At 58.8% G+C, this 13,342-nt stretch carries 7 protein-coding genes; all 7 read right to left on the reverse strand.

What is annotated here, in order from left to right:
* Window positions 1-18: 18 nt before the first annotated feature.
* The gene (sat, locus tag AAY24_RS05350; RefSeq protein ID WP_046858807.1) at window positions 19-1,206 is read right to left on the reverse strand and encodes a sulfate adenylyltransferase; all 1,188 of its coding nucleotides are present in this window, start codon (window positions 1,204-1,206) and stop codon (window positions 19-21) included.
* Window positions 1,207-1,531: 325 nt separating this feature from the next.
* Entirely contained in the window at window positions 1,532-2,263 is a 732-nt protein-coding gene (locus tag AAY24_RS05355; protein ID WP_052761082.1) for a nucleotide-binding protein, read from the reverse strand.
* A gap of 317 nt (window positions 2,264-2,580) precedes the next feature.
* The gene (recD, locus tag AAY24_RS05360) at window positions 2,581-4,437 is read right to left on the reverse strand and encodes an exodeoxyribonuclease V subunit alpha (protein ID WP_234422249.1); all 1,857 of its coding nucleotides are present in this window, start codon (window positions 4,435-4,437) and stop codon (window positions 2,581-2,583) included.
* The gene (gene recB / locus AAY24_RS05365; protein ID WP_046858808.1) at window positions 4,434-8,057 is read right to left on the reverse strand and encodes an exodeoxyribonuclease V subunit beta; all 3,624 of its coding nucleotides are present in this window, start codon (window positions 8,055-8,057) and stop codon (window positions 4,434-4,436) included. Before recB ends, recD begins: the two co-directional genes overlap by 4 nt.
* Window position 8,058: 1 nt before the next feature.
* Window positions 8,059-11,268: an exodeoxyribonuclease V subunit gamma gene (recC, locus tag AAY24_RS05370; RefSeq protein ID WP_046858809.1), complete on the reverse strand. Its 3,210-nt coding sequence runs from the start codon at window positions 11,266-11,268 to the stop codon at window positions 8,059-8,061.
* A gap of 92 nt (window positions 11,269-11,360) precedes the next feature.
* A complete protein-coding gene (gene pyrF / locus AAY24_RS05375) occupies window positions 11,361-12,086 on the reverse strand; it encodes an orotidine-5'-phosphate decarboxylase (RefSeq protein ID WP_046858810.1) in 726 nt (241 codons plus the stop codon).
* Entirely contained in the window at window positions 12,083-13,303 is a 1,221-nt protein-coding gene (gene lapB, locus AAY24_RS05380) for a lipopolysaccharide assembly protein LapB (protein ID WP_046858811.1), read from the reverse strand. Before lapB ends, pyrF begins: the two co-directional genes overlap by 4 nt.
* Window positions 13,304-13,342: the final 39 nt, after the last annotated feature.

A 13,342-nucleotide genomic window follows, 5' to 3' on the forward strand; every position in this document is an offset into this window, starting at 1 on the left:
CGGAGGGGGCGTCGCCTATCAGTTCAATGACTGATAGTAGTTCATCAGGATCTCCGCCACTTCAGGACGGGAGAACTCAGGCGGTGGCGCCATGCCCTGCCCCAGCATCTCGCGCACTTTGGTGCCGGACAGCAGTACGAAGTCTTCCTTGTTGTGATCCGGAGCATCCCGCATCATCACAACCCGGTTCAGCTTCTTCGAATAGGCGGTGTGATCGGCCCGGAAGATCTCGATATCCAGTGCGTTTGGCGGCACTTCGGTATCAAAGATGGTCTGGGCGTCAAAGGCGCCATAATAGTCACCCACACCGGCATGGTCGCGACCGATAATGAAGTGGGTAGCACCCATGTTCTGGCGGAAATAGGCGTGCAGCACCGCTTCTCGGGGACCGGCATAGAGCATATCGAAACCGTAACCGGTAATGCTGACGGTGTTGGGCGGGAAATAGAGCTCCGCCATCTTGCGAATCGCCGCATCCCGCACCGGTGCCGGAATATCACCGGGTTTCAATTTGCCCAGCAGCATGTGGATCACCACACCATCGGCCTTCACCGCATCCATCGCCATCTTGCACAGCTCTTCATGGGCCCGGTGCATCGGGTTGCGGGTCTGGAAGGCTACGATTTTCTTCCAACCACGCTCCTGGATCTCGTTACGGATCTCCACCGCGGTGCGGAAGGTGTCAGGGAAATCACTCTGGAAATAGCTGAAATTCAACACCTGGATCGGTCCGGAAAGCGCATAGCGTCCCTGGTTGTTGAAGGCGGCCACGCCAGGGTGCTCTGGATCAGTGGTGCCATAGACCCGGCTGGTCATGACCTCCATCTGCTCATCGGAAACCTGTTCGACCTTCTCAACATCCATGACGGCCAGAACCGGATTTCCCTCCACGTTCGGATCACGCAGGGCGATACGGGCGGCACCCTGGATCCCTTCCACGCTCTCCAGCAGACAGAGGACAGGAACCGGGAAGAAGCTGCCATCAGACATTTTCATCTTCTCGGCGCAACCCATGGCATCCGCGACATCCATAAAACCTTTCAGCGGGTTGAAATAACCGGCACCCAACATCACCGCATTACCCGCGGCCTGGGAGCTGATTACCACTGAAGGCAGGGATTCGGCCTCGTGGGAGAGGGCATGATGTTTATCGGTGTCATAGACAAAAAGCGGCTGAAGGGTATCGGATCCGACAGGCTTGATCATCTCTCTAGATCTCCTTAAGAACAGATTATCGTTTAGTATTTTATTTTCCGATTACGACTAAAACTCGTCCAATCGGTCAGTATAGAAATGAGCGGGATACATCCGATCCGGTCATGCAGCCAGTCGCTGGTAACACTTCACCAGGACTTTAGCCGTTTGAGTACCGGTGTCACACCCAATAAAAAGTCAGGGCATACCCTAACACATGGATGAGTGGGTTATCCCAAATTTATATTTATAAGGGCAGTAAAAAAATACTGTATTGAATTGGTTGGAAATAGCCTCTCCGGCGGCTGTCCGGAAAGAACTTACATCGGCATCAGCTTCAGGAGAGAGCGACGCTCTTGGCTTCTGACTGCCAACCCTGCAGTTTGGCGAACTTGGCCTCTTCCACAGGATCTTTACCCGGAATCGCTTCATGCAGCCAGTTGATAATCGGCTGCCACTGTTTTCGATCCTTGGATGACATGCTGGCCTTCATTTCGCAGATGCCCATACCCGACTCCATGGCGATGGCATAGTTGTGGGTATCACGCAGGGAACCGATCAGGGGTATACCCATCCGTGCTGAGAGCTCTTCGATCTTCTGGTAGGTGGCGGTTTTAAAACGAACCCGGTTGATCACCATGGCTACCCGCTTGCCGTGCAGTCGGTTCTTGGCAAAACGCATGAGTTCAGTCAGAAAACCTTCCGCCGCCTGCAGATCGATAATGTTGGGCATGACCGGTATCAGGATGGTGTCGGCCTTGTTGAACAGATCAACCAGCTGTCCCCCGGTAACGCCTGCCGGTGTATCGATAACGACGATTTCGGTCCCTGCCCCGGCGTGCAGCTGCCAGGTTCGTGTCATTCCGGTGCGTTGATGTGCGGCGTCTATGGAGAGGATTTGGGGTTGGGAGGGTTTTCGCATATCCAGCCAGTTGTGGCTGGAGTTCTGGGGATCGTAATCCATGAGTGCTGTCTTATAGCCCTGGCCGGCAAAATAACAGGCTAACGTGGTTGATATTGTTGTTTTGCCACAACCACCTTTCGCGTTTAGCACCATGATATTGTGCATTTAGTCCTGTCCCCGCATATTTTATGTTAAGAGGCAGCCATTCCGTTGACCGGTGCCCCTAGATATTCAGCCTCCCGGATTCTCCGATCCATCACTCTGAGCGCGGCCGCTGACAACCATCCCTCCAATAAAGTACTCAGAGGACTCCCCCGACCCTGGTAATACTACCAGAAAGTTATAACCCTCTTAAATACCCGCATGAATATTATCCAAATTAAAGTAAAACGCAAGTAATCAGGATCTGCCGATTGATTTTCTGACATTTTTTACCCCTGCTGCGTTGATAAAATTCACAAAAAAGGGATATCCCGCCGAATTCATCTTTCAACGGTGATGGCGGTCACATCTGCACCCCTATTTTCATCACCCCAGAGCTTCTCCCGCAGCCCGGACGCCCGGCGAGTGCGTCTGGCCAGCGCCGGAAGCAACATCCCACGCCGGTCTGAAAGTATAAACTTCCGGCGACTTCGGGTAAGGCCGGTGTAAATCAGTTCGCGGCTGAGTAGTGGCGAATCCCGCTCCGGCAGAACCAGCAGCACCCGGTCAAATTCCGAGCCCTGGCTCTTGTGTACCGTCATGGCAAAAGCCGTTTCATGGGGAGGCAGTCGCGCCGGACTGACCCAGCGGAGTCCGTCCGCGGTCTGAAAACAGACCTGCAGCAGGCCCGAATCGTGCGTCAACAGGATACCGATATCCCCATTGTAGAGTTTCAGGTTATGGTCATTCCGGGTAATCAACACCGGTCGCCCCGGATACCAGGTCACACCCCGATCGATCAGTCCGTCCTGCTCAAGGTGTTGACGAATCTCCTGATTCAGACCTGCAACACCGGCTGGCCCCGAGCGCAGAGCGCAAAGCACGCGAAAACTGTCGAAAGCGGCAAAAATCTCCCCAACCGCCGCCCCCCCGGCAATCCGCTGCAAATAGTCCCGATAGATGCCAGCGGCAAATGCTACCGGCTCCTCCTCCCGGTCCAGTTGTCGGACATCCGCCGGTTGGGCCTGGTCCAGTAACCGCCGCGCGGTCTCGCCATCCCCCCGGTTTACCGCCTCGGCCAGCTGTCCAATGCCGCTCTGACCACCAAAACGGTAACTGTGCCGCAATTGCACCACGGCGTCCGCCAGCGGATTCAGCGCCAGCCCCTCATCGGGCAGGATCTGGCCGGTCAACCGCTCTAGCCACTGTCGGCAATCCACTGTATAACCCGCCTGGTCTCCACAGATATCCCCCAACACCGCACCGGCCTCCACCGAAGCCAGTTGATTGCGGTCACCGAGCAGAATCAGTCGCGCGCCGACCGGCAACGCAGCCACCACCTTGGCCATCAGTGCCATATCCACCATTGATGCCTCGTCGATGACCAGAAGATCCACCGGCAGGGGATTGTGGGCATCATGCCTGAACTGGACCCGGTCGGGTCGACTCCCCATCAGCCGGTGCAGAGTCGTCGCCCGGGTCGGGATCGTCTCCAGCACTTCCGCCGGCATGGGCAACTGCTCCCGGGCTATCTGGATCGACTCCTGCAGGCGGGCAGCCGCTTTTCCGGTTGGCGCTGCCAAAGCGATGACCAACGGATTGGCCGCCTGCTGTTGCAGTAGTGCCAGAATCCGTACCACGGTACTGGTCTTACCAGTCCCCGGCCCCCCTGAAATAACGGCCAGTCGTTTCCTTACCGCAACGGCGGCAGCCACTTTCTGCCAGTCCACAACCAGATCCGGTTGCGGGGGAAACAGCAACCCCAGTCCCTGTTGCAGTTTCTCTTCATCGATCCCCCCCAGATCCTGCTGACTGCGTTGCCGCAGCAAATCGGACAGTTGCTGCTCGTAAGCCCAGTAGCGTTGCAGATACAGGCGCCCCGCCCGATCCAGGATCAGGGGTTTGAACTCACCGGGAGATCCAACAACCGGGGACTCCTGCAACAGAGTGACCCACTCTGCCCGACCCGGCAGGCTGATTGCATCCCCGTCGTCACCGATCTTGCGGTCACTCCACTGGTCAAGCGGCAAACAGACATCACCCGCACCGGTGACATGACTCGTCAGGGCGGCAGCAGTCAACAGTTCCGGGCACTGATCCCCGGCCAGCCGCCCTATCAACCGGGCAAAATGGAGATCCAGGTCGGTCAGCGGGAGCAGCGCTTTCAATCGCATCACCACATCGGGCAACCGGTTCATGCAGACACCTCCGTCCCGGCAAAATAGTCATCCAGCGCCTCGATCAGCCGCCTGGCGGGACGATCCCGGAAAATGCCGTAATCTGGCCCAGCTGTCGGCGAGATACCACGCAGAAACAGGTAGTAGATGCTGCCGAAATGGCGCTCATAGTCATAATCGGCAATCCGTTGGGCGAGATAGCGGTGCAGAGCCAGACTATAGAGCAGGTACTGCAGATAGTAACCGTCACGGGCGATGGCGGAGGCGAGATTAGCCTGACCGTAGTCTTCAATCTGATCACCCAGCCAGTTGGATTTGTAATCAAGGAGGTGATAACGCCCGTCATGGACAAAAATCAGATCCACGAAGCCCTTCAGGTATCCTTTGGTATCGGTAAACGAGAGGCGGCGAATCGCCTGCTCCAGGGCCTCCGACCCGGCGAACCCCTGCTCCATCAACAGCTTAGCCAGACCCGGCGCCTGGAGCCTGGCGACCGGGTAGTTAAACTCCATCTCCACCAGGCATTGCGCCTTGCTGAGCCGTCTGAGGCAGCGGTCACTGCCGGGTTCAAGGGGGGTATCGAGCACATCGTTGACCAGTTGGCAGACAACATCCTGCCACACCGGGTCGATGCCATAGGCAGCCAGCTGCTGCTGCACCAGATCCTGTAACTCGTCAAGCGTATGCCGATTGAATTCAAGCCGTTCAAAAATGGCATGCAGGCAACTTCCGGGATTGGCGCCCCGGGGAAAACTGAACCGATCCCGGCCGGTTGGCGGTTCACTGGTCAGCTCCATGGGCGACAGGATCTCGTCATGATCCGGCAGCTCAAAATGTTCACTGCCGGCGGCCAGGGCGGAGAAGCTGGTCACCGCGTTACCGCGACTGAGATATCGGTTGAATTGGCGAGCCTGCAACGCTTCCGCCACGTAAGGAGAGTGTCGCTCAACAGCAGTCGGCTCACTGGCCACTTCGGGCTCTTCCGGCTCCGTATCACAGGGGCTGATCAACACCTCGCCCGACAGTTGCTCACTCCAGGCCTGCAGTGGCCCCAGCAGAGCGGACTCGTCCAGGGACTTGAAATGGGTCGCCAGACTTTCCAGCCGATCCTGATCCTTCGCTTCCGCAGGGGCATCCAGGCCCATATCTTCCGGGGAGGGTGGCGGGTACAGCAGCCAGGCGAGTGGCGACGTCTCGGCACCATTCACCTTGCCCCAGGTGATGTAGCAGCGCTGTTCCGCCCGGGTGAGTGCCACATAGAGCAGTCGCAGACTTTCCGCCAGGGTCTCCGCCTGGCTCACCTGACAGGCGGCCGGCCAGTCAGGGGACCCCAGATCAAGCACCGCCTGGTTATCTTTACCCGGATCATGGAAGTGACACGCTTCATCGGAACGGATAGCGCGCGTTCCCCCATCCCACACAAAGGGACAGAACACCACCGGATACTGCAAACCCTTGCTCTTATGGATAGTGACAATCTGCACCAGATTGTCATCACTCTCCAGGCGCAGCTGGCGCTGCTCATCTTCCGGCATATCCCCGAGACGTAACTGGCTGAACCAGTTGATCTGCGCCTCCATACCGGCGGTGGTATCACGCTCCTGCTGATGGATCAGTTCGCTCAGGTGCAGGATATTGGTCAATCGCCGCTCACCATCGGGCAGACCCAGCAGTCGCTCGGTAACCCGGTACTCCCGCAGCAGGTGGCGGAACATGCGCATGAAACCGTGCGCTTGCCAGAGTTCATGGTAGACCTGGAACTGCTCCAGATAACCACCCAGTTGTGTTTCATCGCTGGCCAATCCGGCAATCTCATCCCCTGACACACCCAGCAGATCGGTCCCCAGGGCGGCGAAGACCAGTCCGTCCCGCTGCGGTTCCATAACCGCCCGCAACAACCGCTCCAGCTCGGTGGCTTCATGGGTTTTGAACACGTCCTCCTGGGCGCGCTGGACGCTGTAGATACCCCGCTCCGCCAGGGCATCCCGGATCATCCGGCCCTGCCGGTGGGTGCGTACCAGCACAGCAATATCTCCACCGACCAGGGCGCGCTCACCCAGGCGGGCGGCACTCACTCCCGGACCGAGCAGACGGGCGATCTCCCGGGCGGTCCAGGTTGCGGCGATCTGCGCAGCCTGCTCCTTGCTCTGTTTGCCAGGGATAAAACCAACTCTGAAGCAGGCCGGATCACCGGCCGGGTCAAGCAGTCGCGTCTGCTCTTTCGGCGCCGGCTTGGATACTTGGAACCCTATCTGCGGAAAAAGGAAACCGCCCTGGGGTTGGGCAAACAGGTGGTTAACCGCGTCGATCAAGGGGGCTACTGAGCGCCAGTTCACATCCAGGGTGTACCGGTTTCTGGCCTCCGCACTGGCCTTCAGATAGGCAAAAATATCCGCGCCCCGGAAGCTGTAGATGGCCTGTTTCGGATCCCCAACCAGGAACAGGATGCCAGGCCGCTCCACAAACAGTGTTTCAAAAATCTCGTATTGAACGGGATCGGTATCCTGAAACTCATCGATCAGGGCGGCGTTGTAGGTGCGCCGCACCGCATCCACCAGTGCCGCACCCCGATCCCCGCGCAGCGCCCCTTGCAGATTCAGCAACAGGTCGTCATAGGACTGCACCCGCAACTGCTGCTTGCGCCGGTACAGCTCTTCATTGACGTAGGGGATCAGTTCGCTAAGCAGTGCTACCCTGGCCTGCTCATAATGGGACTCCAGGGAGTTCAGTGCGCCCAGCAGCGTGTCACAGTGATCAAAAAAGGGATGGGTTGGTGCAACGCCACCTTTTTTCAGGGCCTTGGCCAATGCACCGCTGGTGAATTTTTCCAGCTCCGCGAATCGGGGGCCGGGACCGGGTTGCAGGAACTGATCCATCGCCAGCACCCACTTATCGATGGATGCCAGTCGATACTTCTGCCGGTTCAGCCCATCACTCTGTTTAAGCAGCGTAACGATCGCTTCACGCTGATCCAGCCAGAGTTGGCGAGCCACTTCAAAGTGGTTCAGAAAATCCCGCTCCAGCTCCGCCAGCCCCTCCGGCATCCCCTGACCCCGGATCTCCAGATAGGGCTTATTGATATTGCCCCTCAGTCCATCCGCCAGCTGGTCGGGAGTGATACCCCGATCCAGCAGATAACCGAGCAGACCGGAGGGGATATCCTGGATATGGCGACGCCAGAAATCATCCACCACCTCCTGAACCAGGGATCGTTCATCCAGCAACATCTCGGTTTGAAACGGCATACCGCTCTCAAAGGCGTTTTCTGACAGCAGCCGCTGACAGAAGCCGTGGATAGTGAAAATGGCAGCGCGATCAAAGCTGAGTATGGCCAGTGTCAGGCGCTGCAAACGGAGTTCCACGGTCGCAGGATCAGCCAGCAGAGCATCCCGGAACTCATCCGCCCCATCCATCTCCGCCGCCCGTTTGAGCGCCACCATGCGGGTTCGAATGCGCTCCCGTAATTCAGCGGTGGCCGCCTTGGTATAGGTGACCACCAGGATCTGCTCCACCGTCAGCCCCTGCTCCAGGATCAGGCGCAGATAGAGACCGGTGATGGTATAGGTCTTGCCGGTCCCGGCGCTCGCCTCGATCAGATTCATGCCATCGAGGGGGGTATCAAACAGGGCAAGTGGCTGCATATCAACTCACCTCCATGGCCAAAAGCAGCGGCAGGAAGACCTGCTCACTCACAGCCTCAAACCTTTCATCCAGCACCTCGCCATCGGGGAAGGCGAGCCGGTAGTAGGGATTGTCATACTCGGCGTATCCCTGGTAGCCGCCAAACCATCTGTCCCGGGCCCGTTTCAGTCCCGTTTCACGGGGCTTATCCTCTGCCAGTGCGTTGGCATAGGCCCGGGCACTGCGGGCAAACAGGGGTAACGGCCACTGAAGTCCCTGCCAGTAGAGATCCAGCAGCTCACCCAAACGGGCCTCTGCATCGACCACTGGATGAAGGGTCACCAACCCTTCACCACCGAGCCAGCGGGTGGTCGGCGCCACCCCTTCCGGAGCGGCGACATTCAACACCAGGTGCCTGATCCACAATGCAAGGAGTTGGCGATCGGGAATCTTCTCCAGTGAATAGCCGAGCAGACCGTCGGCAGAGACCTGTTCCAGCCGGCCAACCAGCCGCAGCGCCTGGTGATGGAAATCGACACTGATCACCCGGGTCTCCGCCGGGTAGAGTGGTTGCAACTGATCGGCCCATTGCCGGGCACGCTCAGCCAGGCGCTCAAAATGAACCTCTCCATGGGTGCCGTGGGGCAGGATGCCGCGGGCCCGCTCCACGCTCAGTTGCTGGGCCGGATCGCCCCCCTGCAATGCCCGCTGCACCAGCCGCTGGAACAGGTCACTGCGTTGAAAATAGTCCAGCTCAAAGGGATCCCGACTCTCCATCCCGGCCTGCTCATAGGCGATGGTGATACCGAGCCTGGCCGATAACAGATAACGCACCGGATTATCATAAAAACGGATCAGCTGGGTCAGCTCCACCTGCCGCCACTGCTCTTCCGGCTCCCCAAGCGGCTGCCGGATAAAACGACCCGGCTGACCCGTCGGTGCCAGCAGCGCCTTTGCCCCCTGGCAGTTGGCGGTATCAAAACTGAACAGTCCGGTGTCCGGTACGAAATAGCGTGGATTGAAGGGCTGTAACGGATGGCAGACACTCAACTCCTGGGACAGGGACCCGGGCTGATCCGTCCCATACCGGTCATCCAGATAATCCATCAATTCGCTTACCAACACCGAAGGTGGCAAGGGCGTGTTGTCCCGGATATCCCGGGCCACGTAGCTGAAATAGAGCAGATCCCGGGCCGAGATCAGGGTCTCCAGAAACAGGTAGCGGTCATCTGCCCGTCGTGACCGGTCACCCTGACGCCGATTGCCGGCCATCAGATCGAATCCCACCGGGCGCCGTTCCCGGGGGAAGCTGCCGTCGTTCATGCCGATCATGCAGATCACCCGGAATGGCAGTGCCCGCATCGGCGTGAGGGCACAGAAACTGACACCACCCCCCAGAAAACGCCCTCCCGACGGCGCGGCAAGCTGATCCTGTAACTGGGCGATCAACAGATCCCGGGAAAGCATGCCGCTATAACCGGCCAGTGCGGCAGTCTCGGCCAGCCGGGCAACACTGCTGCGCAGCAGCTGGACCAGGCGGGACTCCGCCTCATCGGGCTCGAAAAAGCGGTCGATCAGACTGTTCAGCCGTACCACCCAGTCCGCGGGTGAGGCATCCTCCCGCAGCAGTGGTTCCAGCTCAAACAGGGCCGTGACAAAACTGTATAGCCCCGCCAACAGCTGTGCATCACTCCCCTCCACCGCATCACAGGGCAGCAGGTCCTGGAACAGTTGTTCATCATCACCTGGCAGCGCGTACCCCAGCAACAGGCGGTCCAGTCCCTGTTGCCAGCTGTTCTGTCCGCACAAAGGCAGGCCCAGCGCCGCCCGCTCCGAGCCATCCCGCCCCCAGCGTATGACTACGGTTTCCAGCCATTGGCGAATTCGGGGCAGATCAGCCGCGGTCAGACCGAAGCGGCGATGCAGGATAGGCTGCTCCAGAAGGGCAAAAATCTCATCCACCGGATAACGGCCGCCCGGCTGGGCCAGCAGTTGCATAAACAGCGAAACAACGGGGGTTTCAGCAATCTGACTGCGATCCGACAGGGTATAGGGGATGTGGGTACGACCGACCGACTCACCAAACACCGCCTCGATGTAGGGTGCGTAGCTGTCCATATCCGGAGTCATCACCAGAATATCACTGGGCTGCAGGGTCTCGTCATCGGCCAGCAACGCCAGCAATTGATCGTGCAGCACCTCCACTTCACGCATGGGGCTGTGACAGAGATGGAACTGTAACGAGCGGTCTTCCCCATGCACCGGAGCATCATCGGGCCATTCATCCATCTCGGCGGCATGCAGGATGTCGCGCTGCAGTCGGTGCAGCAGACTCTCCCCGGATGGTTCAATGAACGCTTCAGTGGCACCCGGATCGTAATTCAGCAGCGACGCCAGGAAATCACTCCCCTGCCCGCCCATGGAGGCCAGCAGGGGATTACCCACCTCCAGATAGAGCCCCTGATCCGTGCTCTCCAGGGCACGCCGGCCACGCTCCTCCTCCGAGACCAGGTCCATCCAGTAACCTTCGGTCGGATTCAGGATAAACAGGTGGATGTCGAGCCAGCGGCCGGCAAGTTGGAGAATCTCCAGGTAGCCAGGTGACAGGGCATTCAGGGCAAACAGGCTGATCCGTTCCGGCAGGCGTTGCGGATCGATGGACCCATGCTCCACCATCCGGGCCAGGCGCTGCTGCAGATCGACCCAGTGTTCGGCAGATTGACTGGCCACCAGGTCGCGCCACAGTGCCGCCTGCCAATGGTCATCGGGCATCGCACTGCGGCCCTGCTGCCAACGGGTTATCCAGTCGGGCCGATAGACCAGATACTGATCAAAACAGTTGGCAATCTCGCCGGCAAGCTGAAACCGGGACAGCTCATCATCCGATTCCAGGTAACGGTGCAGCGGCTCAAACCCCTCTGTTGGCAGGCTTTGTGCCAGCCGCTCAAACAGCCACCACTGCATCAGCTCCGGTTTAAAACCATCCACCTCCGGCACATCGTCCAGCAATTGGCGCAGCAGCTGCCAGATGAAACCGGCGGGTAACGGGAATGTCACGTTGGCGCAGACGGAGAGACGTCGGGCCAATTGCAGGGAGAGCCAGCGTCCCATACCGGGATGCTGCACCACAATGGTTTCGGTCGCCAGCGGATCTGCCAATGGCTGGCGGAGGGTATCGGCCAGCAGGTCGGTCAGCTGTTCCAGTCGATTGCTATGGTAGAGATGCAGCATAGGGGCGTTTGTAATTATGGATTACCTGAAGCCATGACCGCCCGGATATTACCCGTCTGCCAGGCTCATTCCATGAGCCTGGGACTGCCGGATCAGCTCTGTGCGCCGCAAAAACCGGCAATCTCCTGCTGGATCCGGTCGAGGCTCGCCTGGGGATCATCGGCGGCGGTGATCGGGCGACCGATCACCAGCAGATCGGCACCGTTGTTGAGGGCATTCAACGGGGTCATGACCCGTTTCTGATCATCCTGGACGGCACTGGCGGGACGGACACCTGGCGTGACCAGAAGAAACTCCGGCCCGACCAGGGGCCGCACTTCCGCCGCTTCCAGGGGCGAACAGACAATCCCGTCCAGTCCGGAATCCGCCGTCAGCCTGGCCAGGCGAATCACATTATCCGCCGGCGCACCGGAAAAACCGATCTCGGCTATATCCTTCTCCCCCAGGCTGGTCAGAATGGTCACCGCAATCAGTAGTGGCCGGTGGCTCAGGGACTCCAGCCGCTCCCGCGCGGCCATCATCATCTTGCTGCCACCGGAGGCATGCACATTGACCATCCAGACCCCCAGGTCAGCCGCCGCCGCACAAGCCGCCGCCACGGTGTTGGGAATATCGTGGAATTTCAGGTCAAGGAACACATCGAAGCCCTTCCCCACCAGCTTTTCCACAAAGCCCGGCCCCAGCCGGGTGAACATCTCCTTGCCTACCTTGAGGCGACAGGAGGCCGGATCCAGGCCGGAAACCAGGTCCAGAGCCGGTGCAGCGGAGGGGTAATCGAGGGCGACAATAATACGGGGGTTGCGGGATAAAACGGTCATGGATTATGCCTTGCAAGTGTTGGGTTCTGATCAATTTGAGGCGGCAGCCGGGGGCAGATCTCATCCAGCCCGTCCCTTGGCTTGATACTGCTCCAGGATTTGCAGCTGGGGCACTGCCAGTGCAGTGTCTTGGCGGTAAATCCGCAACTGACACATTGATAGGCCGCACGGTGGTCCAGCAATTTGGTCAGGACCTGTTGCAGTATCTGCAGACTTCCCCACCCATCGGTGTGGCCTGATTTCAGCGACAGCCCCACCATCCGGTTCAGGCCTTCCAGGTGTGGATGGGCATGCAGATAACCGCTTAAAAAGCGCAGCGCAGCCTCATCACCCTCATCTTCCTGAATAAAATCGGTCAGCGCCAGCACACTGCTGATCGAGTGATGGCGCTCATAAAGCTTGCGCAGGTATTTGACAAGTTCCGCCCGGTTACCCAGTTCCCGGTAGCAGTCGATAATCTCCGGCAGGACTTCAGAGAGATAGGCTGAATCCTGCTTCTCCACCTGCCTCAGCGTACGGATAGCGCTCTTGGGCGAGCCGTTCATTGCCTCAATCCGGCCCTGTAGAATAGTCGCCCTGACACAACTCTCATCGGAGAGATGGGCTTTTTTCAATAACTTGGTTGTTTTAACCAGATCCTTACGGAGCTGGGCCTCTTCCGCAAGCTCGCAGTAGTAGTGGGCACACTCCCTGCGGCGCGAAATGCCAGTGCGCTGTTCCAGTCGTTTAGCCACCTGCAGGCACTTTTCCCAATCCTTCTCCTGCTGATAGATAGTGAGCAGATTCTCCAGCGCCTGGGCCTGGAACATGTTCATCTCACCCAACTCATTAAACAGGCTCTCGGCCCGGTCAAACAATCCCGCCTTCATGTAGTCTCGACCCAGTTCCAACAGCGCCTGGGCGCGCTGTTCCCGATTCAGCATCGGCCTGGCGATCAGATTCTGATGGATCCGGATGGCACGATCCACTTCACCACGACGTCGGAACAGATTGCCCAGGGCCAAGTGGGTTTCCACCGTGTCGCTGTCGACTTCCAGCATCTTGATAAAGACATCAATGGCCTTGTCGGGTTGTTCGTTCAGGAGATAATTCAGGCCACTGAAATAACCGGGCGAGCGTTCGGCCGCCGTCACCTCCTGGCGGGAGATGCTTCGTTTCGCCGCCCACCAGCCGGAGGCGGCAGCAACAGGCAACAGTAACCAGAACAGTTCCATCATGGGGTTTCAGCGGTCCACGGACTGTGGCGAGGCAAAACA

Origin of the sequence: Sedimenticola thiotaurini (genome assembly GCF_001007875.1) — a bacterium.
Taxonomy (GTDB): domain Bacteria; phylum Pseudomonadota; class Gammaproteobacteria; order Chromatiales; family Chromatiaceae; genus Sedimenticola; species Sedimenticola thiotaurini.

Bases quoted from the DNA above. Each gene is read 5' to 3' on its own strand.
- recD (WP_234422249.1), bottom strand. From the start codon at position 4,437: ATGAACCGGTTGCCCGATGTGGTGATGCGATTGAAAGCGCTGCTCCCG.
- sat (WP_046858807.1), bottom strand. From the start codon at position 1,206: ATGATCAAGCCTGTCGGATCCGATACCCTTCAGCCGCTTTTTGTCTAT.
- lapB (WP_046858811.1), bottom strand. From the start codon at position 13,303: ATGATGGAACTGTTCTGGTTACTGTTGCCTGTTGCTGCCGCCTCCGGC.
- recC (WP_046858809.1), bottom strand. From the start codon at position 11,268: ATGCTGCATCTCTACCATAGCAATCGACTGGAACAGCTGACCGACCTG.
- AAY24_RS05355 (WP_052761082.1), bottom strand. From the start codon at position 2,263: ATGCACAATATCATGGTGCTAAACGCGAAAGGTGGTTGTGGCAAAACA.
- pyrF (WP_046858810.1), bottom strand. From the start codon at position 12,086: ATGACCGTTTTATCCCGCAACCCCCGTATTATTGTCGCCCTCGATTAC.
- recB (WP_046858808.1), bottom strand. From the start codon at position 8,057: ATGCAGCCACTTGCCCTGTTTGATACCCCCCTCGATGGCATGAATCTG.